Annotated in this window: 19 protein-coding genes and 1 pseudogene; 14 read left to right on the top strand and 6 right to left on the bottom strand. The window is 34.9% G+C overall.

What is annotated here, in order from left to right; genetic code table 11:
- A pseudogene (locus tag H4K33_RS15025) lies at nt 1-118 on the top strand (IS30 family transposase); the annotation flags it as partial.
- An 880-nt stretch (nt 119-998) separates the two neighbouring features.
- On the opposite strand, the gene mnmE reads toward H4K33_RS15025, so the two are convergent.
- Nucleotides 999-2390, bottom strand: coding sequence for a tRNA uridine-5-carboxymethylaminomethyl(34) synthesis GTPase MnmE (mnmE, locus tag H4K33_RS15030; RefSeq protein WP_182650447.1), 1392 nt, complete (start codon nt 2388-2390; stop codon nt 999-1001).
- Between the two features lie 116 nt (nt 2391-2506).
- On the opposite strand from mnmE, the gene H4K33_RS15035 reads away from it, so the two are divergent.
- Nucleotides 2507-3559: a hypothetical protein gene (locus tag H4K33_RS15035; protein WP_255493771.1), complete on the top strand. Its 1053-nt coding sequence runs from the start codon at nt 2507-2509 to the stop codon at nt 3557-3559.
- A gap of 149 nt (nt 3560-3708) precedes the next feature.
- Nucleotides 3709-4542 (top strand): universal stress protein, encoded by an 834-nt coding sequence (locus H4K33_RS15040; protein ID WP_182650450.1) that lies wholly within the window; start codon nt 3709-3711, stop codon nt 4540-4542.
- 63 nt (nt 4543-4605) lie between these two features.
- Here the strand turns inward: H4K33_RS15040 and H4K33_RS15045 are convergent, their stop codons facing one another.
- Nucleotides 4606-5184 (bottom strand): hypothetical protein, encoded by a 579-nt coding sequence (locus H4K33_RS15045; protein ID WP_182650452.1) that lies wholly within the window; start codon nt 5182-5184, stop codon nt 4606-4608.
- A gap of 253 nt (nt 5185-5437) precedes the next feature.
- On the opposite strand from H4K33_RS15045, the gene H4K33_RS15050 reads away from it, so the two are divergent.
- The 3 genes from H4K33_RS15050 (at nt 5438) to H4K33_RS15060 (ending at nt 7317) form a co-directional block, all read left to right on the top strand.
- Nucleotides 5438-6421 carry a hypothetical protein gene (locus H4K33_RS15050; protein ID WP_255493772.1) on the top strand — a complete coding sequence of 328 codons (984 nt, stop codon included), beginning with the start codon at nt 5438-5440 and terminating at the stop codon, nt 6419-6421.
- 58 nt (nt 6422-6479) lie between these two features.
- A complete protein-coding gene (locus tag H4K33_RS15055) occupies nt 6480-6935 on the top strand; it encodes a PaaI family thioesterase (protein ID WP_182650454.1) in 456 nt (151 codons plus the stop codon).
- 157 nt (nt 6936-7092) lie between these two features.
- Nucleotides 7093-7317: a hypothetical protein gene (locus tag H4K33_RS15060; protein ID WP_182650456.1), complete on the top strand. Its 225-nt coding sequence runs from the start codon at nt 7093-7095 to the stop codon at nt 7315-7317.
- 128 nt (nt 7318-7445) lie between these two features.
- Here the strand turns inward: H4K33_RS15060 and H4K33_RS15065 are convergent, their stop codons facing one another.
- Nucleotides 7446-8846: a glycosyltransferase family 2 protein gene (locus tag H4K33_RS15065; protein ID WP_182650459.1), complete on the bottom strand. Its 1401-nt coding sequence runs from the start codon at nt 8844-8846 to the stop codon at nt 7446-7448.
- 649 nt (nt 8847-9495) lie between these two features.
- Between H4K33_RS15065 and galE the strand changes: the two genes are divergently transcribed.
- The 4 genes from galE to H4K33_RS15085 all read left to right on the top strand — a co-directional run bounded on the left by galE (nt 9496) and on the right by H4K33_RS15085 (nt 13572).
- Nucleotides 9496-10512: a UDP-glucose 4-epimerase GalE gene (gene galE / locus H4K33_RS15070; RefSeq protein WP_182650461.1), complete on the top strand. Its 1017-nt coding sequence runs from the start codon at nt 9496-9498 to the stop codon at nt 10510-10512.
- A 26-nt stretch (nt 10513-10538) separates the two neighbouring features.
- Nucleotides 10539-11024, top strand: coding sequence for a DUF4199 domain-containing protein (locus tag H4K33_RS15075; RefSeq protein ID WP_182650462.1), 486 nt, complete (start codon nt 10539-10541; stop codon nt 11022-11024).
- Nucleotides 11025-11346: 322 nt separating this feature from the next.
- Nucleotides 11347-12813 (top strand): phosphoethanolamine transferase, encoded by a 1467-nt coding sequence (locus tag H4K33_RS15080; RefSeq protein WP_255493773.1) that lies wholly within the window; start codon nt 11347-11349, stop codon nt 12811-12813.
- Nucleotides 12814-12930: 117 nt separating this feature from the next.
- On the top strand, nt 12931-13572 hold the full coding sequence (locus tag H4K33_RS15085; RefSeq protein ID WP_182650466.1) for an HdeD family acid-resistance protein: 642 nt from the start codon (nt 12931-12933) through the stop codon (nt 13570-13572).
- A 52-nt stretch (nt 13573-13624) separates the two neighbouring features.
- On the opposite strand, the gene H4K33_RS15090 is transcribed toward H4K33_RS15085, so the two are convergent.
- Nucleotides 13625-14323 (bottom strand): TetR/AcrR family transcriptional regulator, encoded by a 699-nt coding sequence (locus H4K33_RS15090; RefSeq protein ID WP_182650468.1) that lies wholly within the window; start codon nt 14321-14323, stop codon nt 13625-13627.
- 316 nt (nt 14324-14639) lie between these two features.
- Here H4K33_RS15090 and H4K33_RS15095 point away from each other — a divergent pair, with 316 nt between their 5' ends.
- Nucleotides 14640-15038, top strand: a complete 399-nt coding sequence (locus H4K33_RS15095) for a hypothetical protein (protein WP_182650470.1) — start codon at nt 14640-14642, stop codon at nt 15036-15038.
- Nucleotides 15039-15066: 28 nt separating this feature from the next.
- On the opposite strand, the gene H4K33_RS15100 is transcribed toward H4K33_RS15095, so the two are convergent.
- A complete protein-coding gene (locus H4K33_RS15100) occupies nt 15067-15558 on the bottom strand; it encodes a hypothetical protein (RefSeq protein ID WP_182650471.1) in 492 nt (163 codons plus the stop codon).
- Between the two features lie 646 nt (nt 15559-16204).
- Here H4K33_RS15100 and H4K33_RS15105 point away from each other — a divergent pair.
- Both H4K33_RS15105 and H4K33_RS15110 read left to right on the top strand, forming a co-directional pair.
- The gene (locus H4K33_RS15105; RefSeq protein WP_182650473.1) at nt 16205-17752 is read left to right on the top strand and encodes a helix-turn-helix domain-containing protein; all 1548 of its coding nucleotides are present in this window, start codon (nt 16205-16207) and stop codon (nt 17750-17752) included.
- A 104-nt stretch (nt 17753-17856) separates the two neighbouring features.
- A complete protein-coding gene (locus tag H4K33_RS15110) occupies nt 17857-18390 on the top strand; it encodes a hypothetical protein (protein ID WP_182650475.1) in 534 nt (177 codons plus the stop codon).
- A gap of 159 nt (nt 18391-18549) precedes the next feature.
- Here the strand turns inward: H4K33_RS15110 and H4K33_RS15115 are convergent, their stop codons facing one another.
- Nucleotides 18550-20742 (bottom strand): DPP IV N-terminal domain-containing protein, encoded by a 2193-nt coding sequence (locus tag H4K33_RS15115; protein WP_182650477.1) that lies wholly within the window; start codon nt 20740-20742, stop codon nt 18550-18552.
- Between the two features lie 397 nt (nt 20743-21139).
- Between H4K33_RS15115 and H4K33_RS15120 the strand changes: the two genes are divergently transcribed.
- A complete protein-coding gene (locus tag H4K33_RS15120) occupies nt 21140-21793 on the top strand; it encodes a MarR family winged helix-turn-helix transcriptional regulator (RefSeq protein ID WP_182650479.1) in 654 nt (217 codons plus the stop codon).
- Nucleotides 21794-21889 lie beyond the last annotated feature (96 nt).

Below are 21889 nucleotides of genomic sequence, written 5' to 3' on the forward strand. Positions count from 1 at the left end.
GATTAAGTGGATTGAAAATAAACTCAATAATCGACCTCGTAAAAGACTTGGATACCTCACGCCAAACGAAAAATTTAAACAAATTATTAATCAGAATTCTGTTGCATTTGCAAGTTGAATTCAGCAAATTTCAAGGAGGATTAGGAGAAAAAAAGATAAAAGAATTATTTGTAGGCTACTTATATCTGGCACATAGATAAGGACAAATCGATCTTAATTGAAACGATCAAGCAAATTGATAAAGAACTAACTATTATTCGTGAGAAAGGGAGACAGGCTTATTTAGATACAAATCCTATTAATTTTTCAAGAATTGTTCATGATTATTCAAATGACAACAAAGGCTTTATTAGCTGGAAAGGCTTATTAGAAGAGCGATTGACCTAAGGATATTCAAATTTTAGTGTTGTAAATAAGCATATTTGATGCCTAATACAACCTCTAACTACTTTTTTTATAAACCCTTACTATTTCTTGGTATTTTTGAATGACAATAAGCTTTACATAAGTAGAAGAGACAAATGATTATTTCATGATAGATAGGAGTGTATTTGGCCGTTTTTTTAATAATTTTCATGGAATAAAATGTTATACCTGGCGATACAATAATTTACATCCTAGCATTCAGTAATAGTTTTCTTGACCAGATTGTTATGAATTTTCAATGATTCCTATCGATTTAGAAAAGAGGATATTTTGCAGAAGAAGAGAATTGATTGCTGTAATATAATAGCTAGGAGAGTTTGAGATTTTTAAATCCTTTATCGTATTCAAATCTTACCACTTGGTAATTTTCGTTGTTTAAGTGCGATGTTCATAATTTTCTATATTAGGTTAGGAAGACTCATTTTGTACCACATTTGTACAACACTTTTTAATTATGTTGTACAAATGTGGTACACAATATAGAAAATAAGGACATCTTATAAAAATATTTAATACTTAACTATTTGATTTTTAAAGTGTTTTAAATAAAATAAAAGTATTAAAAAGACAGGTTATTTACCGATACAAAAATTAGCAAAAATATTCCCCAACAATTCATCATTTGTCACTTGACCGGTGATTTCACCGAAGAAATAGAGTGCTTGGCGGATATCGATTGCCATGAGATCAGCCGAGAGATTCGTTTGGAGACCCCATTTCACCTTTTCGATTTCCTCCAGTGCTTTGAGGAGAGAGTCATAGTGGCGTGTATTCGTAACGATTGTTTCATTATTGCGGAGAGCACCCGTATTCACGAATCCGAGGAGCGTTTGTTTCAGTTCATCGATCCCGAGATTTGCCTTGGCAGACATCAACATTAAATTCTCGATTTTCGATTGGAACAAGTCGATTTGATCTTGCGACAAAAGATCCTGTTTATTGCAGACAACGAGCAGCGGTTTTAGAGGATATTTATTTTTCAATTTTTCCAGTTCCACATTAATTTGGTCGATGGATTGCGTATTTAGTTTACCCCCATCAATTAAGTAGATCACCACTTGCGCCGCTTCGATTTTTTCAAACGTCTTTTGAATACCGATACTTTCCACTACATCCTTCGTATCTCGAATCCCTGCCGTATCGATGAAGCGGAAACCAATTCCATCGATCACCAATTCATCCTCGATTGTATCACGAGTAGTACCCGCAATATCCGAAACGATGGCTCGTTCCTCATTGAGGAGCGCATTGAGGAGCGTAGATTTCCCTACATTAGGTTCCCCAACAATAGCAACCGGAATACCGTTTTTGATCACATTACCCACAGCGAACGAATCGATTAAGCGTTTAAGAACAAACTCAATACGTTCCACCAGCGCTTTAAACTGCGTGCGATCAGCGAATTCCACATCCTCTTCAGAGAAATCCAGTTCTAGTTCAATCAATGAAGCAAAGTTGAGAAGTTGTTCACGTAGAAGAGCGATTTCGTTAGAAAACCCACCACGCATTTGTTGCATGGCAATTTGGTGACTCGCCTCGTTATCCGATGCAATCAAATCCGCGACCGCTTCCGCTTGAGAAAGATCTAGCTTACCATTTAAGAAAGCGCGCATTGTAAACTCACCCGGTTGAGCCATTTTGGCCCCTTTGCGCAAGCAAAGCTGAATGATTTGCTGTTGGATAAACGTAGAACCGTGACAAGAAATCTCGATCGTATCTTCACCCGTATAAGAGTTAGGTCCCTTAAAAACAGATACAAGTACCTGATCCAACATGCGTTCCCCGTCGACAATATGACCGAGGTGAAGCGTATGCGTTTTTTGTTTCGTTAAGTCTTTATTTTTGATCGATTGAAAGATGCCATTCACTAGCGAAATAGCCTCTTTACCCGATACACGTATAATGGCAATGGCCCCAGCACCCGAAGGAGTTGCTAAAGCGACAATAGTATCTTGTAATATCATGGTATACCTCTATTATAAGACGCAAAGATAATACTTATTCAGCAATGTTGAAGCCCTCGATAAGCAGCGTAAAATATGTGAAAAACTCACTATATTTGAGAGTAAAAGCCTTGAAAATGAAAAATAGTTATCTAATTCTCTGCATCCTATTAAGCGTAATGTACAGCAGTATAAGTGAAGCACAACCCTATAGACTATCCGCAGAAACCAAAGACAAAATAGGTAAACTATCCGCAGATGGATTAACCTTTATCCACAAGATAGAAGAAGTCTTAAATAAAAACGAACAAAAGCTCAGCAACAAAGACCTAACCATTCAGAATCCAGCAGTTAAAGAAGTCTTTCGACAGGGATTTCGCAACAGCACCAAAAACGTGAGAGAAGAAGCAGAGCGAAATATATGTTTGAGTTGCTACCAAGTAGAGTGGGAGAGTCAGCTTCAAGAACTTCATTTACTTCAGTCTCATACACCATTCGATAGAGATAGTTTATACCAAAGAGTAAGAGATAGTCGTATCCTCGCACAAGAGGAGATGGCTAAAACAAAAACGGATGACAGAAACCCAAATAGCAAGAAGACACAACCTAGTATAAACACAAAAAAAGAAGCAGAAGCAGAAGTGCAAGGCTATGACAAATTAGAACGCCATCTCAATGCAATGTCTAAGGTAGAAGATTTTACCCTTTTTAGAAAACTGGATTACAATTTTGTAATTTCTCGTTTTAGCGCGTATTTACAGCTGACGAAAGGAATGGCCTATCTCGAACAAAAGAAAAAAGGAGATAAAATCATCGACAAATACACCCCAGGAATATCGACCAAAAAGAACGAGTATCTCTATGTAACCTACACCGTTGAAGAGCATCCCGATCGCATGGGAGCTTTTGGCGAAGGACTAACCGCAATCAAAGAAGTGGAAATAACAGGTGATCCTCAACTGGTAGTTAATCTATTTACTTCCTATTGGTTGCGTACAGAACTCCATTCAGGTCGAAAAGAAGGTTTGACCACAGCAATAGAAAAAATGAGCGATTATGTCGAATTGAAAGCCACAGGAGCAGGTGGATATAAAATCACAATCACCAAGTCCAATATGGACGTAAATTACGAAACTACCTTTGGTATACACCCTCAAATAAAATCCAAGTCAGAGCAGCAGACCAAATAGGATCAATCGGAAAATAGGTGTTATTTTTCCACTGTTTGGTACAATTTTTTTAAGGAAAAGCTAGATAAATCCTGCTTTTTTTTACCCTTTGGAAACGTTAATCTTCATCTTAATTTCATATCTTTATAGAAATCAAAATTTACACTACTATGAAAAAAATACTTTTCCCAACGGACTTTTCAGAAACAGCTAACAACGCTTTACTATATGCACTAAAAATGGCAGATAGCCAAAAAGCAACACTTTATGTGCTTCATGCCTATGAGATGCCTGTAATTTCAGCAACCGCAAATCCTGTTATGGTTCAAGACGTCTATAAATCAATCGAATTGAGCAATTTCGAAAATTTTAAAGATCAAGTGCCTTTTATTCGAGATATCGCCAAAGAGAATAATTTAGATCACGTACCGATGCAATTTATTTTAGAAGAAGGTTTTTTAAATACTATTCTAAAGAAAAGAGTAGAAGAAGAGGAAATTGACTTAGTAGTGATGGGAACAAATGGAAATTCAGGATGGGACAGAAAACTATTAGGATCCAATACAATTAATGCGATTAACTCGCTTAAAGCACCTGTACTGAGCGTACCACATGATGCTGTATTCAACGGAGTTCATTCGATAGCATTTTCTACTTTGTTCAACGCCAATGATCAAATCGTGCTTGATAAACTAGTGAAAATCGCAAAAGGATATGATGCTGTCATTAAGTGTATACACGTCATAGAAGATGTAAACAAAATCAAACAAGAGGTAGTAGACAGTTGGTTAGAATACTACAAAGGCAATCCAATTACCTTTACTATCGTTGAAGGTAAAGACGTTGAAAAAGAAATTTTTACTTTTTTAGATAAAGAAAATATCGATATACTCGTTTCAGTAAAGAGAAACAGAAGCTTCTTAGATAAGTTATTCACTTCGAGTATGACTAAAAAATTAAGCTATCACACCCATGTGCCAATTATAGCCTTTCACGAGGAGTAAAACATAAAAAAAGTCGTAAAGTTTGTTGCTTTACGACTTTTTTAATTGATTATAATGCAAGCATTAATCAACTTTGTTTTTATTGATTTCATCCTGAAGTTGTCTTCTAATGCGCTGTTCGCGCTCCAAGGATGTCTTTCTAAATTCATCAAACTCTTCATCTGTTTCACTTAATTTTCGAAGCGCTTCTTTTGTATCGATGTGCGATTTTTTAAAACGGTAGTAAAAAACACCCGCAAGAGCAATTAGAGCAACAAATAATGCTAATATGATGGATTGAAATGTATTTTTATCTGCTGCTATACCTAAGAATTCAAAGTGTTCCTCTTTAGCTAACGACGTTTTCAACTCTTGTTCAGCCGTTATGAGTTTTTGGTTAACAATTTCAAACTCCTGTTTGTGTTTCTCAAGAAGTACTTTGCTCTCTGCTAAATTGTTTTTATAACCGCGAATAGAGTCCTCTACATTTTGTTGAAGATCCAATAGGCTTTGTTTATCAACAATTTTATAATTTTGATAATTCGAAGATTTATTAAATAAAGAAGAGAATTGATTGGTGATTGTCTTTATGTTGCCTTGTGCAAAAACTGTACTTGTCAGTGCTAGGGTGGCAACGAGTAAAATACGTTTTTTTCTTTTCATTTAGTAACTTTTAAGTCTTTTAATTTTATAGAGCTCTAATATAAGTTATTTATTATAATAAAATAGGCTAGGTAAGTGTATTTTTTAAGAAAATTTAAATTATTTTTTTATCTGTATTCGCAAAAAAAGTGTTTTTAATATAAAAAAAGTAGTTGAATAATGAAAGTTAATGGAATAATATATTTGTTTTTGATATGTATAAATACCTTTTTTACTTTAAAAACGTTTCTTTTTTTATAAAAAGTATTTTAAAATGGTAGGAAAGTTGTTTTTTAAGATCAAAGGTAATCTCGTTGTTTTGTTGTTGGTACTAATGACGCCTGTGGTAGTCAAGGCTCAGTCACTCATACAAGATGAGGTAACCGCTGTAAAAATGTGGTTAGACGAAGATGGCGACACAAGTTTATTCATTAAAGTAAGTGCGGCTTGTAATAATTATGACAGCAAGCGCGCATTTGAATTTATTGGATTACCCTCAACGATTACCTTAAAACTAAAGAATGATCATATCGATCAGTCCTATATCTATGAGCATCCGCGTTACGATTCTTCCATGTTAATGTTTTATAGTGAAGCGGTTTGGTTTGCTGCAGATGAATGGAAACAAGCCGTTTTCATCCCTTTGTTTTACTGTAGTCAAAAACACGGTGCTACCATGCCGTTAACTTACTTAATCTTATATGATCAAAAGATGCACGTGGTTCAACTTACTTTTCAGTGTAAACCGCAAGTATGGGGAAGTTGTACGCCTACTTTTCAAAAGCGAGCACTAAAAAGACAATTGACACAAATACCTCCTGCATTGCAAACCACCTTTATAGAATATATAGAAAAAACGTATACAACCAGAGAAGATTTATTTCCCAATCACATGACTTTTAAACAACAAAAATACAAAGATTGGAATTTAGCCTCGGTAGTCTCTATTGTGGAGGCGAGTTATCCACATGAGCTTTTAGCGCGTTTGCATACTTTTATTGAAGATGAAAAGTGGGAATTAGCAACTGCCTATTTAAATGAGTTTGAATATTTATATGTAGATCAAGAGGGAATTGTAGTTATTTCAGGCTTTCGAAATAGTAAACAAAACTATAAAGAGCAAGCAGAGCGTTGGGTTAGATCGGAAAATACACTTACAGAACGAAGTCTCGAACAAGCTTTACAATATAGTGAACAGGGTGATTTTCAACGAGCCTATGATTGGTATAAGACTATAATGGAACAATTTAGACCTTAATATCTTGAGCAAATCATTTTAAATACTTACCTTTTAGCTCAATTAAAAAAATTGCATCATGCAACAAGCCATTCAAGATTTATATCCAGAAAATTTAGCCCATTGTTACGGTTGCGGTAAATTAAACCCCAACGGACATCAATTAAAAACATACCTAGAAGGAAAAGAGGAAACAGTGGCTCACTTTACACCCAAACCAGAGTACACAGCTTTGCCAGAAAGTGTATACGGCGGATTAATTGCTTCTCTCTTAGACTGTCATGGTACAGGCTCAGCCGCTGCATTTATTTGTGTAGCAGATGACTTGCCTCTGGAAGCTCCTCTGGCTGCACGCTGTGTAACAGCATCATTAAAAGTTGATTTTAAAGTGATGACTCCTATGGGAGTACCCTTAGTTATCAAAGGAAAACTGAGGCAAATTGAAGGTAGAAAAGTATGGGTAGATATGACTTTGTCAGCCAATGATATCCTTTGTGCTACAGGAGAAATACTAGCTATTCGATTGAAGGAATAATACAAAAGGAGCGATTCGCAAGATTCGCTCCTTTTTTTAACTATGGAAATCTACTATTTAGTAGGAAGTGTTTGGGTTAATTACCTTCTATTGTTTGCTGTTGCAGTAGCAAATACAAAAGGAGCGATTCGCAAGATTCGCTCCTTTTTTTTTAACTATGGAAATCTACTATTTAGTAGGAAGTGTTCGTGTTAATTACCTTCTATTATTTGCTGTTGCAATAGCAAATACAAAAGGAGCGATTCGCAAGATTCGCTCCTTTTTTTTAACTATGGAAATCTACTATTTAGTAGGAAGTGTTCGTGTTAATTACCTTCTATTATTTGCTGTTGCAATAGCAAATACAAAAGGAGCGATTCGCAAGATTCGCTCCTTTTTTTAACTATGGAAATCTACTATTTAGTAGGAAGTGTTCGTGTTAACCACCTTCTATTATTTGCTGTTGCAATAGCAAATACAAAAGGAGCGATTCGCAAGATTCGCTCCTTTTTTTTTAACTATGGAAATCTACTATTTAGTAGGAAGTGTTCGTGTTAACCACCCTCTTCGATTTGCTGTTGCTATAGCATATGGCGTAATCCAAAATAGCGTAAACGTATAGAAGATGCTGTAGGTATAGGCCCAAAAAGAATCTTTAATTGTGTATTTATTCGCGTAAAAAATGACTTGAATAGAAGAAAAAATAAGGATTCCGGCTAAGGCACTAGTAACAAACATAATCGGATAGCTCAAGACTAAGTACAACATTAGAAGAAGCATAGGATAAGCTAAAATTACTTTGAGCCATTGGTTGAGCAATAAAATACGCGGGCCAACGGTTGATCCTTTTCTAAACTTGGTGAACGCAAATTTACTCATCATAATATTCTCGCGTACATTACTGCGTTCCCAGCGAATAAACATTTTGTATAAACCTTTAAATCGCTCTGGTGTATTGGTTAATACGTAAGCGTTCTTTTGAAACAAAACATGATATCCTTGTTTTAAAATCATGTTTGTCATGGCGCGATCTTCTCCAATATCAGAAGGGTTACCCATAAAAGTTTGATTAATCCAAGCTTCTAAACAGTTCATAACAGCTTCTCTGCGGTATGCAGCAAGTGCCCCAGGTGTACATAACACACTGTTTAATGCACTTTGAGCAGAACGTATAAATTCAAAGCTAAAAACAAAACTTACATTGAGCATTTTGGGAATGATTCCATTTTGAGTATTGAGCACAGCTACATTACCACCAACAGCACCACATAAATCATTGTTTACAAATGGACTAACGAGCTGTCTTAATGTGTCTTGCTTTACAATTGAATCACTGTCTACCGTTACAAAAACCTCTCCTTTACCCAAGTTAAATCCTCGGTATAAGGCATGTCTTTTCCCCATGTTTTTGGGTTGTTGATAGATTGTTACACGAGATCCCAATACCGCTTTAGCTCTTTGCATCCACTCCCAAGTATCATCTTTACTTCCGTCATCGAAAGAGATAATCTCTAATTTTTCAGCAGGAAAATCACTTTGTGCCAAGCTTAACAAAGTATCATAAACCAAACGCCCTTCATTATAAGCCGGAACAATAACCGTACAAGTAGGTAGTTGCTCGTCATCAACAGCAGCAACAGGCTTGTATTTAAAGTATTGATAAAATATATACAGCAAGAACAGCACTTGTATAGCAAGTAAGAACAAGCTAACTCCAAAAAATAGTTGTCCGCTAAAACCTTCTAAACGCTTGAGTTGAATTTTTGCAAAATAGGGTTGAAAGTGATACAAGGCAATCACACTACTAAATAAAAGCGTAAAAGTAAGTGCTAATACAAAGTAATCGGTTAAACTAAATCGCTTTGGTTTATTTGATATTTGCGATGATCCGAGATCATTTCGAGCAAAATTGGGGACTTGGTTTGTTTTCATAATATTGAGTTTTGGGGAAAATGAATTGAATTTTGGGACTAAGGAAGTGCTGAGGTTCACCACTTCGGAATCATAGTATATTCATTTCCTCTAATTTTAGTGCAAGATGCATGCCAAGCGAATTTACTGGGGTTAACAGCCGTTTTTTTCGGGGAACTTCCCCACTTTGTTGAATTGAACAACAGTTTGATTGAGTAAACGCGATTTTTTGCTCACCACCTCACCACCTCATCGCCTCACCACCTCACCACCTCACCACCTCACCACCTCACCACCTCACCACCTCAACACCTCAACACCTCAACACCTCAACACCTCAACACCTCAACACCTCAACACCTCAACACCTCACCACCTCAACACCTCAACACCTCAACACCTCACCACCTCACCACCTCAACACCTCACCACCTCAACACCTCACCACCTCACCATCTATCTCACCTAGTTTATATTGGTTTTAGTGTTCGATGAATATATCTCACTGAGTTTATATTTGTTTCGGTGTTCGATGAATCTACACTGCGTTTCGATTTTCACTGCGTTTCGATTTCATCGCCTCACCAAACACCAAACAACGCACAACAAACAACGCACAACAAACAAAAAAAACAAGTATCTTTGGTTGAAGTATAATTAATAAGATCAGATGAAGATATTAGTGACAGGTGGACTGGGATTTATAGGTTCTCATACAGTAGTAGCATTGCAACAAAAAGGATATGAAGTGATTGTTGTTGACAATTTGTCTAATGCTTCAATTGAGGTTTTAGAGGGAATTTATAAGATCACGGGGGTGAGACCTGAATTTCATGAATTAGACCTGTGCAATAAAAAAGCCGTCTTTCATTTTTTTGAAACACATACAGACTTCGCTGGAGTGATTCACTTTGCTGCGTCCAAAGCTGTTGGAGAGAGTATGCAGAAACCTTTACTTTATTATGAAAACAATTTCTTTTCTTTGATTAATGTATTGTCTGCCTTACAGCAGTTTAACCTCACCAAATTCTTGTTTAGTTCTTCTTGTACTGTTTATGGACAAGGAGAGACTATGCCCATAACGGAGGAAGAAACTATAAAATCAGCCTTATCTCCTTATGGCAATACAAAACAAGTAGGTGAGGAGATTATTATTGATTTAGCAAAGGTATACCCATTGCAAGCCGTATTATTGCGTTATTTTAATCCTATTGGAGCACATGAATCGGGCTATATTGGTGAATCTCCGCTAGGAGTTCCTTATAATTTGATTCCCTATATTACCCAAACAGCTGTAGGTATACGGGAATACCTTTCTATTTATGGACAAGATTACGATACACCAGACGGTACTTGTGTGCGCGACTACATTCACGTTACAGACTTAGCGGATGCACACGTAAGAGCGATGGAATACTTGATTCAGGAAAAGAATACAGCGCAAGTAGAAGCTTTCAACGTTGGAAATGGACAAGGATATTCCGTCTTGGAACTAGTTCATTCGTTTGAACGCGTAAGTGGAATAAAAATCAACTATAAAATTGTAGAACGCCGTCCAGGAGATATCGATAAAGCGTGGGCTAACACAGATAAAATTCAAAGAATACTCGGATGGAAACCAACAAAAACACTCGATGATATGTTAGCGAGTGCTTGGAAATGGGAACAAAAATCAAGAGGTAATTAAACTATAATTGTTTTAAAAAAACGCCAATGAAAAAAATTAGCATTGAAATTAAATGGGGCATTATTTTTTCGCTTGTCGGATTATTGTGGATGCTAGTAGAAAGGATAGCCGGATTGCACAGCACCTATATTGATTACCACATGTATCTCACCAATTTGTTCGCTATTCCTGCTATTATTGTGATGGTACTTGCACTACGCGATAAAAAGAAAAACTTTTATGGAGGTGATATGACCTATAGTGAAGGGATGTTATCCGGTTTTGTAATTTCCTTAGTCATTGCTCTTTTAAGTCCACTAACGCAGTGGGTTACTAGTTTTGTTATTACACCCGAATTCTTCCCTAATGTAATTAAACGATCCGTTGAATTGGGATATTATGCATCTGAAGCGGATGCTGCTAGTTATTTTAATTATGCAAATTATGCAAAACAAGGGTTTCTTATGTCTCTGATGATGGGAGTTGCAACCACCGCAATTTGTATGATTTTTATTAAATCAAAAGCGAAATAATTTTTTATTCTATAACCCCAACAACTTGTTTTGTAAGATGTTGGGGCTTTTTTTTGTTGTAGCTTTTTTGCTTTTTTCTAAAAAAATTGTTAAATAATATTATTTGACTACCTTTGCGCGAATGTTTACAAATAGCGAAAAAATAGATACTTAAGTTTTATTTTTAAGTATTTCGTTGATTTTTAACGAATCAAATATTTTTTTGTTGTTTTATTTTTCACACCTTATGCGTACGACAAAAAAGAGCAAGGAAAATTATTTTTTACTCCTTCTATTTCTATTGGTTTTTTTACCCAATATATTCTATTTTATACATTATACCATGTTGGAGTTCAGGCTCTTTTTGAATAATGTGGTTTTGCTGTGTTTTATTTTAGCTTGCTGGAAAATACCTAAAATAGGAAGGGGAATCTCAGCTCTTTTACTGTTGCTATTCACCGTAAATAACGGATTAGCGATTATGAGTTTTTTCTTGTATAAAGAAGCTTTTAACGTTGCTTTGGCGTATAACATCCTAGTAACAAACAAATCTGAAGCCATAGAAGCGTTATTGACGTTTAAGTTAGCCATTTTTGCCCTTGTAACTTATTATATAGCTTTGTTCTATTTGATACATCGAGTAGCGAAAAGACAGTGGAAGACGTCCTACCTTTTGCTTGTGGCTGTTGTACTTTTGATTTATCCTATTGGATTTAAATCGTATAACTATTATAAAAAAGACAAAATTCTCACGGGTGAATCCTTGGGATGGATGGCAAAATACAATATATTAACTAACACTCCTTTATACAATCTTGCGTCTTTTTATGAGGCAAATCGCTTTATCAGTGAACTAGCAAAAGTTAAAGAACAACATATGGTTTACCCTCACTTTACAGTTGAAGATACAGGGTTAGAAACAATTGTTGTGGTTCTTGGTGAATCCGCACGAAAAGATGTCTTGGATATTTATGGAGGAAAGCACCCAACAACTCCTTTACTGCGAAAGCGAATGGAGAACTTGCTGATTTATGACCAGGCAATTGCGCCTAGTTCTTTTACCAATACAGCATTGTCTTTTATGTTGTCTAAGTCAATTCCTATGGACAAGAAAGACTTTAAGTTGGCAACGCTAAATGATAATGTCATTGCATTGGCAAATAGTACCAATGTATGGGATACCTATTGGTTGTCTAATCAAGATGAAGTGGGAATTTACGAAAACCTTTATAGCGTCATCACAAAAGATGCTAAACACCGTGAACATACCAAAGAAAAATCATATGATGAGGTAATCCTTCCTATGTTAACCCATGTATTGCAAGATGCCAATAAAAAGCGCCTTATATTCATCCATTTAAAAGGAAGTCACATGAAAGTAAGTGAGCGATATCCAGATGCATTTGATCATTTTCAAGTAGACGAACGCCCATTGTATAATGCATATTACAACAGTATTCTCTACACAGATTACATTCTCGATGAAATTATTAAAAAAGTAGAAAATCAAAAAAGTGTTGTTTTGTATCTATCCGATCACGGACAAACACAAAAGAAAGATAAATATATTCACGGGTTTACAACAAAGGGATTGGATGTTCCATTCGTTATTTGGCACAGTAATTTAGTCGCTGATACACACAAGATGACAGGCCGAAATGAACAACCTATTTCAACGACTAATCTATACAATATAGTAAGTGATTTGCTAGGAGTTAAAGGACTTGATGAGAAAGATAATAACACCGAATTAAAAGCACTTTCTCCTTCCTTTGAGGTGGTAACATATGAAGCAATAGAACAAGATTAAAAAGCTGTTTTTAAGTAAAATTGTGATGTAATTCATGTTTATTCAATAAAGTTTGCGATTGTTTAAAAAAATTTTCACATCCTGTAATAAAGTTGTATCTTTAAAAGAAAAGAAAACATGAGTAGTATTATTTTTAATCGTATCAAGCAGAATGTTAAGCATTGGTATCTTCCAGTAATCTTAGGCGTTGTTTTTATTATTGCGGGAATCTTTATTATGATGACGCCCGTTGCGTCTTATCTCTCTTTAGCCTTGTTGTTTAGTTGGCTTTTCTTTTTCTCAGGAATAGCAGAAATAGCGTTTGCCTTGAGCAATAGAAAAGAACTAGATGGTTGGGGATGGATTTTATTTTCTGGTATTGTCGATGTTGTTTTAGGACTTATCTTACTTAGTAAACCAGCTATTACGCTACAAGTTTTACCCATCTATGTAGGGTGTATTTTACTTTTCCGTTCAGTGCGTAGTTTGAGCATGGCAGTAGAGTTAAATCGATATGGTGTTAAAGGAATCTCTTCGATGGTTCTTTTCGGAATTTTAGGTTTGTTATTTGCAATCTTTATGATGACAAATCTTGAAGCAGGTGCCTTTACAATTGTATACTGGACTGCTTTTTCCATCATGACTTTAGGATTGTTTAGTGTAATCTACGGAGTAAAGTTGAAAAAGCTAAAAAATAGAGGTTCTAAAATTAGTGAAGAACTTACCAAAAAATGGGAAGCTGTTCAGGACGAAATTAAAAAAGCAATGGACAATGAATAAGTCAATTGCAACTAATATAAAAAAAGGATCTATTTTTAAATAGATCCTTTTTTTATTCTTCTTTACTCGCTTTTTCGTAAGCATCAAAAATCAGTTCTTGTATTGCTTGGGCAATTCTGTCTTTTCCTTCTTCTGTATTGATGTCAATACCACAAAATTTACTTCCGTTGTTTTTAGCGTGTAAACTAAGATAGTATATTCCACTAATTACAAGTGCTAAACGCGCACGAATATCTACAGAAGAATTTTCAAAGAACGGAATAGTTTTGGAAAATAAATGCTCTCCAAGGTCTTCTCTCGCATCGGCAATTTTTCTTAAAATCTCGTTGTACTCTCCAATCTCCCAGTGAATGATGCGCTGTAAGGCGCGATCTTTTAGTAACGTATCAAACTGATTTTGTAGCAGTTGATTAATATCGTATTGCGTTAATTTATCTGGATTGTTGAGTAAATTCTGAACGCTGTTATTTGCTTTGCTCTTGAAAAAGTCTTTTTGATTGATATAGTCCTCTACTAGATTGTCTACACCACCAAAATAGGTCCAAACAAGTTTCTTATCTACACCAGCGACTTTAGCAATATTCGGAGCAGTTAGTGCAGTATAGCCGTTTTTTTGCAATACTTTGCCTACTGCAGCAATCATTTTGTTCATCGTACGAGATTTATCTCGAATGGGACCAGAAGAAACTTTTCGAACTTTTACAGTCGAGTCTTCTTTCTTTTTATTAGATGTGGTTTCTTTTTTGCGCATTTTTTTTCGAATTAAAACTAGCTCATGCAAGCTGTAACTTTTTTGTGAGATAGTCAAGATAAAACATGTTTTTTAGCACCTTTATTCAATGTAAAAAAAATAGTTTCTTCCTTACTTTTTCTTTGTTTTGCTAGAAAACAAGAATTGAATGTAAATATACTTAAAAAAAAACCGATAGACTTTGCATTTTCAATATATTCCTAGTTAAGAGATAAAAAAATGCAAGTAATCCTATAATGATAAAAAATGTTAAATTATATGTACAGAGTGAACTTTAGTACACTATTTGTATTGGTTTTTGAAAGTAAACTGACGCATGTATTTAAAAAAGCGAATATATATTGTTTTAGATTGGTTGGGCATCAGTTTTTTCTTGCTGTGGATTATCTTTAATTGGGCTGTTCAACGCGAGTTAACTACTACTGATTTCTTTATAGGTAGCTACCTCGGCATTGCAGTTTTTGAAGAAGCAGAGCACAGTGTTCAATATGATGCAACCACAATTCGAGTGATCAAAATAGGGGACAAAATGAGTTTTTCATTTTCAGATTCTATTCCTGCCATTTATAAAGTCCAAGTCAAACAACATACACAAGGGGATCTCATCAATCTAAATGCATGCGAAACCAATTACATCCGATTAGATACTCGTAAATTGGAGATCCTATTTAACGATGGCACTAAAAGTTGGTTTGTTTACGCAGACCGATTGTAAAGTACAAAATAACGCATTGTTATATCTACTAAGCTATAAAGGTATGATTGTCGATAGATATAGCTTGGATTTTGGGCGTTAAGTCCAAAACATTGCGCTGTTTGATTAAATTGGAAAAAGATGAAGAAATCGAATGTTGTCGACCTTCTATCAACTGTTTGTGCGTGACTTTTTTCAATAGCAGTATCTTGTGATTCTCTTTCTTTAATTCAATTAGCAAATAGTTAATAGATGGTAAACCTTTATTGTCTAAGGTGTGATCTTCCGTGATAAAGGTGTCTTTTTTGAAGTATAACTGTTCGATTGAACCAAGCGAAGCAGCCATCTTATTTTTGTTTTTATCCAAGAGCTTGCTCAGTTGGTTAGAGTACAATGTACTCAAATGAAGCGTTTCATCTCGAGTGAGAAATAAAGGGGACACGGTTGAATTGTTATTGTAAATAGCAAATACTTGCATAACAATAGGATCTTGTTGTTGGAGAAACAACTCGATCAACTGGGTTAATTCTTTCTCTTTCATAATTGGGTTTTTTAGTTTTACTTAAATATACGCATTTTTTAGTGGATTTATCTGAATTAAAACGAGTATAAATGTTTGATTATTGTAAATTTACCTGTTAAATAAATCGGAAAATGATATAAACTATAATTAAAACAGGCGTCAATAAAGGAGTTTTACGCTCTCTAAAAGTTGTAAATAATCGGGTAAATAGCCTAGGTAGATTAAAAAAAAATAAGTGCAATAAAGGTTTGAAATACATGGAGTTGAATGGTAGTTGCTTTGTTGTATTACGCAATTCGTAAAGGGTGTTTCTTTAATTTAACGAATGTTTGTTAAATATTTGTAAAAGAAATCACTGCAAGTATTTTATTGTTATAATAATAACAGATTTATGAGTAAGAATAAGAACACTGTAAGAATATTAGTAATAAATATTTTATAGAATATACGATCTGGTCCCCATTTTGATTTTAGTGTTACTATATTTGTGTTTGATATTCAGCCTATGTTTTTACATAGGCTTTTTTGAGTTGCTTTAAATCTATTGCTTCCGAATCAAAACGAAAGTGAAGATAACAAAGTACAAAGCATTACACTGTCTATAAAACTCCATTTTAATTAATATAAGCATACCTGTCTTAATTTGCTTCAAAATTGCGATTTGATGAACTTTAGAATAATATTTTGTATTCTGATTACGAATATTGGCTATCCCCAAAATAACGTGTTTGATAGCCTCTATCAACACACAACGAAAGTGACCTTAACTTCAACACCCCAAAATGTTTTTAAACATATCTATGATTTAGAAAAAATAGCCTCTACCGAAACAGAACAAATAGAAGTTTACTTGTTAAAAGCATCATTATTAAGGCAATATGGTGTTCGTGATCAAGCAATAGCTACATTAAAAAAGGCGGATAGTTTAGCTGCAAATACGAAAAATGCCACTTTACAAGCTAGAATTCAGGGTTCTTTATCGACACTCTATCGCGAAAATGGAATTGAAAGCTTAGGGAAACTAGCTTTAGTTAAAGCAAAACACTGGAGTAAATTGATGACCGATCCTTTGGAATTAACCATTCTAAAGGGAAATTTGCAGCAAGAACAAGCGTACTATCACATGAATAGTTTGCGTTTTTCTGATGCGGTCACAGCTTTAAATAATGGGAGAGAAGAATTTGAGAAAATAGAGCATGCGCAAAAACGTTTTTTTTACCTAGCAAGCACGGATCAATTAATTGGGGAGAATTACATGAAAATGAGTGAATATGGCTTGGCAATCCAAACACTTGAACTAGCGCTTAGTGAATTAGCTGTATCTGATAATCCTCAAAGCCCGTTAAAAGGTTTTATTTACAATAACTTAGGAATGACCTATCTCTTGAGCCAAGATTATGAAACATCCTTTCTTTTTTTGAGTAAAGCACAAGAAGTAGCAGAACAATCGGATTTCTCTACATTAAAGAAAATGGTCTTTGCTTCGCTTGCAGCATATGCTAAAAAAGTAGGCGATGCGGAAAATTATGTCTTATACAATGAAAGTTACGTTAAGCTTGTTGAACAAGAATTAAGTGTTCAAGCAAAGATTGCCAATTATCTAGTAGAATCCTACTATGAAAAAGAGGGTGAACTAAGTAAAGCTTATAAAAAATATGTACTATATAGTCTCTCAATTGGCGGAGGTGTTCTCTTGTTTTTGTCTTTTGCTTTTTACTATAGAAGAAAACAAGTCAAACAAGAGATAAAAAATATCGATGGAGGTCTGGTTCAACTTTTGCCTGAAGTACAGGAAGATGATTTCGAAGAGAGTAGAAGTGAAGCTACGGTAGATCACAACTACATTTCTAAAGATATGGAAGATCTTATTTTGAATGGTATCCAAACCTTTGAAATGCAAAAGGGATTCCTAAAACACGAAATATCCTTGAGTAAACTCGCAAGTCAGATAGGGGTTAATCACCGGTATGTATCGTATGTCATTAAACATCATAAACATCAAGACTTTTCTAGTTATATCAATACATTGCGCATTGACTATATTGTGCTATTATTACAGGCTAATCCAGAAATGCTCAAGTATAAAATTAGCTATTTAGCTGACTTGTGCGGATTTGCTTCTCATAGTCGTTTTACCATTACATTTAAACGCATCAAAGGAATTTCTCCTTCTGCATTTATCGAGCAGATTAAAGAAAATGCTAAGATGTAGTTGTATTCCTTTATTACTGCCATGTTATCAAAAGGTTATCATACAGATTAGCTGTTGAGCCTATCGTTTTTTTGATGAAATTTAATCTATCAAAGAAATGAAATATGGAACAGTATTATAGACATTCTTTTTTTGTAGATGCAGGTGTAAACCTTTCGATTGGCAAAGAAGTCAATAAGTTGCAAACGCGTTTTGGTTTTTCCGAAGAAATGCGCAAACTACTTTTGGTTCAGAGTCAAGGGAAGGGAACGCTTACACTAGGGCCATCCTTAGATAGTTTTGCAAGTTTTTCTACTATTATGCAATGGTATACGTTGGATGGTTTAGACGATACTCTCGACGTTATTGAACGAAATGAAGACTTTATTCTTGCGGATTTTTTGTTTGTATTTGCACAAGATACCGAAGGAAATCAATATGCAGAAATTACTAAAGGTCGTCTGAAAGGGCATATTGTATGGTTAAATGCCTGTTATTATGAGGATGTTGATAGTTTAGAAGAACTCCTTGAAGAATATAGTGAACAAAGTGAATCCCCACAAATCAAGGTAGATGACGAACTCGTTTTTCATTTACTTTATACCAGTAATCAACTAGTCTCGGTTAGGGCACAATCGTTAGAATTGTTTCTTTGCTAACGAATAAAAATAAGATTACTTATTCTAGTGAATAAGAATTGATGCGTTTTTTTAGTTTGTCACGCCTGTATAAGTTTTTATACAGGCTTTTTTTATATACAAAATGGGGAAATCACTTTGATTTCCCCATTGGTATATAAAAAGTAAATAGTTGATTTACTATTGTACTGGTTTTGCTAAATGATCAAAAAAGTATTGTGCAATTTTAGTGTTTAAATGCACGCGATCAAGCCCTCTTACGTTGTGTTCGTGGTTCGGATATAAGAAGTAATCTACCTGCTTGTTGGCCTTAATACACGCTTCTATGAAAAGCATTGAATGCTGTTGTACAACAACAGGATCTTGTGCTCCGTGAATAATCAAGAGTTTGTTTGTCAATTGTTGTGCTTTGTTTAACAAGCTCGTGCGCTCATATCCTTCCGGATTTTCAGCTGGTGTGTCCATGTAGCGTTCACCGTACATAATTTCATACATCTTCCAATCCATCACTGGTCCACCTGCAACACCAACTTTAAAAATAGAAGGATAAGTTACCGATAAAGTTGTGGTCATAAATCCTCCGAAACTCCATCCGTAAACTCCAATTTTTTCTTGATCTACAAAAGATAAGTTCTGTAGGTATTTAATTCCTTGCATTTGATCTGCCATTTCTTGTTGTCCTAATTGACGGTGAATGACATGTTCAAAATCTCGTCCTCTATTGAAGCTTCCTCTGTTGTCTACCGTAAAAACAAGATAACCCTGTTGAGCCATATAGTGAAAGAACAAAGAAGATCCTTCTAACCAGGTATTGGTGATTAACTGCGCATGTGGTCCGCCATATACATAAACCATTACGGGGTAACGTTTGTTTGCATCAAAGTTTGTTGGGTAAATGATACGCGCATTCAACGGTGTTTTTCCATCTGCAGCTGTTAGGGTTAACACTTCCGTTTTAGGAAGATTAATCACACCTTGATAGGGGTTTTTAGCAGTTAAAAGAACTGTTTCTTTTTGGTTAGAAGTCGTTAAAACAGATACGCGATTTGGCACTTCATAACTGTTGAACGTATCAATGAACATGCTTTTATCTTGGTTAAACAACACTTCGTGTGTTCCGGAAAGAGACGTAACTTGCTCTGTTTTTCCTTTTTTAATATTGACTTTAAACAATTGACGATCTAAACCTTGATTGGTAATCCCCGTATAATAAATGTTTTTTCCATCTGCATCAAATCCAATAAAATTCTCAACAATAACGGATTCATGCCCTAAAGATTTGATTAGTTTTCCTTCAGTAGAATAAAGATACATCTGACGATATCCCTCTTTTTCTGAAAAGTGAATAAACGATTTGCTGTCTGCAGGATTAAAAACTAAACCTTGTGAAGGTTCTGTATACGTTGACGATTTTTCTTCGAACAACGTTCCTTCAAACGCACCTGTTGCAGCATTGTACTTATTGAGTTTAAGATGGTTTTGTTCGCGGTTTAAAACACCAACATAAACATAGTTCCCTGAAGGATCCCAAGTCACCATAGTTAAAAACTGATCTTGTTCTCCCGTTTGTAAAGTTACTTTGGCACGTGTGTACACATCGTAAATAACAAGAGAAACACGCTCATTAGACATGCCTGCCATTGGATACTTAATATCCTTGTTTTCTGCTACTCTAGAATTCCACTGTACTAAGGGATAATTCGTAACTTGAGATTGGTCATTTCTATAGTAGAGGAGTTGTTCTTGTTTTGGACTCCACCACATTCCTTTGTTAATGCCAAATTCATTGCGGTGTGTATTCGAACTCCCATTTACAATAGACGGATCTGTATCTTGTGTAACAACTGTAACTTGCCCTTTTTTATCGGCAATCTCAATGTTATTGCCATTTAGCCACGCCACATACTCTTTGTTTCTCGATAAAATAGATTCCTCTCCACTGCTTGGTACTTTTTGAACAAGTGTAACTTTTTGATCAGTAGTCGTATAGTGAAAAAACCATTTGTATTTTTTATCTGCATCGATTAACGAGAAAGCTAAAGTCGTTTCGTTTTTCCACGTTAGATCTGCAGGAAGTGATGTAAGTTTAAATTTTGCCTCTGGTATAGATTGAGTTAAAGCTGTATTTAAATCTGCTGCACCAAATAAAAAAGAAGGTGTCCAATTGGCTCCCTGTGTACGCAGAAATAAACTATCGCGTTTGCTATTTAAATGTGTAAAAGCATTGGAATCTTTCCAGCTCGGTTGTGTCAATTTCTCCGGAGCAAAAGAAGTGTACTGACCTAAAGTAGCTTCCTGCATGGTAAGATTGCGTTGTGCAAAAAGTAAATTACCAGTTAGGAATGCCAGGGCAAGTAGTTGTATTTTTTTCATACTATGATGATATTAATTTTAATGCGCACTAAGGTAGGGTTTTTATGTTGGGTGACCAATACTCTTGTGCAGTTGTCTTTGTTTAAATGAATCTTTAGAAAAATAAAAGTCTTTGAAGAGAAATACTAGAAGATTGGAAAGAGAAAAGAGTATTTTTTAGAAGATTTACTTCTAAATGAGGGGTGGCGTAAAAAAAAAATAACAACCAAACATTCTCGGATTGCGAACATTTGGAAGGGAATACTACATATTTTATTGTTAAATAGAATATGTCTTGGTAATAAGAACTAATTGCTTTTTAAATGATGATAATCCAATAAAATTTGAAAGATTTTTAAATTAATATATTTGAAATAACAATCTCTATTGTTGCTTTATGTTATTTATTTAAGTTAAAATGAACCACAAATTACTAATTGATTTTATGCATCTTCTTTTCGAGTTTGAAAAGGAAACAAGTGATGAATTATTTTCGATGTACGCTCCGAATATCACTGGATTTAAGCAATGGGTTCGCGATAAACAGGATCAACAGGAAGAAAAGGAGAATCAAGAAGAGTTAAAAGTGACGATAGAACAGGACATAGCCTTGTCTTTTTTTAAGTTGGCAAATTATGCTAAAATGTATTGGCGATCTCATATGATGGAAAGTCCTTTTTTTATGCATGATAATCTGATCTTTTTAACGAATTTATGGGTCCATGGCGAAATGACTAAAATGGAGTTGATTCGAAAAAGTACACAAGAAAAGCCAACAGGGATGCAAATCATTAATCGATTAATTGAATTGAACTTTGTTCTACAAAAAGACTCTGAAACAGACAAGCGTAGTAAAATTGTTGAAATCACGGCATTAGGACAACTTGAACTAGTGCGTAATAAGCCTGAAATACAGCAAATTGCGCAAGTGATAAACGGTAACCTCAAAACCGATGAAAAGAAGAAGTTGTTTCAGCTGTTAAGCAATTTAAACCATTTTCACGAAGAAGTTTTTAGCGAAGCGAAAAGCAAAGAAGATCTGGTTTTTCTTATAGTCAATCACCAAAAGTAAAAAAATAAGGGAGAATCGAAATTCTCCCCCTTGTATGATTTCAGTTTATCGTTTATCTATTGATAGTGACAGTTTTTTAGCGTGTATATAAACTAA

The sequence above is a fragment of the Myroides sp. WP-1 genome (genome assembly GCF_014145635.1).
Taxonomy (GTDB): Bacteria; Bacteroidota; Bacteroidia; order Flavobacteriales; family Flavobacteriaceae; genus Flavobacterium.

Coding starts and splice junctions, on each gene's coding strand:
- galE (WP_182650461.1), top strand. CDS start 9,496: ATGAAGATATTAGTGACAGGTGGACTGGGATTTATAGGTTCTCATACA.
- H4K33_RS15045 (WP_182650452.1), bottom strand. CDS start 5,184: ATGAAAAGAAAAAAACGTATTTTACTCGTTGCCACCCTAGCACTGACA.
- H4K33_RS15035 (WP_255493771.1), top strand. CDS start 2,507: ATGAAAAATAGTTATCTAATTCTCTGCATCCTATTAAGCGTAATGTAC.
- H4K33_RS15060 (WP_182650456.1), top strand. CDS start 7,093: ATGGAAATCTACTATTTAGTAGGAAGTGTTCGTGTTAATTACCTTCTA.
- H4K33_RS15075 (WP_182650462.1), top strand. CDS start 10,539: ATGAAAAAAATTAGCATTGAAATTAAATGGGGCATTATTTTTTCGCTT.
- H4K33_RS15065 (WP_182650459.1), bottom strand. CDS start 8,846: ATGAAAACAAACCAAGTCCCCAATTTTGCTCGAAATGATCTCGGATCA.
- H4K33_RS15100 (WP_182650471.1), bottom strand. CDS start 15,558: ATGAAAGAGAAAGAATTAACCCAGTTGATCGAGTTGTTTCTCCAACAA.
- mnmE (WP_182650447.1), bottom strand. CDS start 2,390: ATGATATTACAAGATACTATTGTCGCTTTAGCAACTCCTTCGGGTGCT.
- H4K33_RS15040 (WP_182650450.1), top strand. CDS start 3,709: ATGAAAAAAATACTTTTCCCAACGGACTTTTCAGAAACAGCTAACAAC.
- H4K33_RS15055 (WP_182650454.1), top strand. CDS start 6,480: ATGCAACAAGCCATTCAAGATTTATATCCAGAAAATTTAGCCCATTGT.
- H4K33_RS15115 (WP_182650477.1), bottom strand. CDS start 20,742: ATGAAAAAAATACAACTACTTGCCCTGGCATTCCTAACTGGTAATTTA.
- H4K33_RS15095 (WP_182650470.1), top strand. CDS start 14,640: ATGTATTTAAAAAAGCGAATATATATTGTTTTAGATTGGTTGGGCATC.
- H4K33_RS15085 (WP_182650466.1), top strand. CDS start 12,931: ATGAGTAGTATTATTTTTAATCGTATCAAGCAGAATGTTAAGCATTGG.
- H4K33_RS15090 (WP_182650468.1), bottom strand. CDS start 14,323: ATGCGCAAAAAAGAAACCACATCTAATAAAAAGAAAGAAGACTCGACT.
- H4K33_RS15110 (WP_182650475.1), top strand. CDS start 17,857: ATGGAACAGTATTATAGACATTCTTTTTTTGTAGATGCAGGTGTAAAC.
- H4K33_RS15120 (WP_182650479.1), top strand. CDS start 21,140: ATGAACCACAAATTACTAATTGATTTTATGCATCTTCTTTTCGAGTTT.
- H4K33_RS15080 (WP_255493773.1), top strand. CDS start 11,347: ATGTTGGAGTTCAGGCTCTTTTTGAATAATGTGGTTTTGCTGTGTTTT.
- H4K33_RS15050 (WP_255493772.1), top strand. CDS start 5,438: ATGGTAGGAAAGTTGTTTTTTAAGATCAAAGGTAATCTCGTTGTTTTG.
- H4K33_RS15105 (WP_182650473.1), top strand. CDS start 16,205: ATGAACTTTAGAATAATATTTTGTATTCTGATTACGAATATTGGCTAT.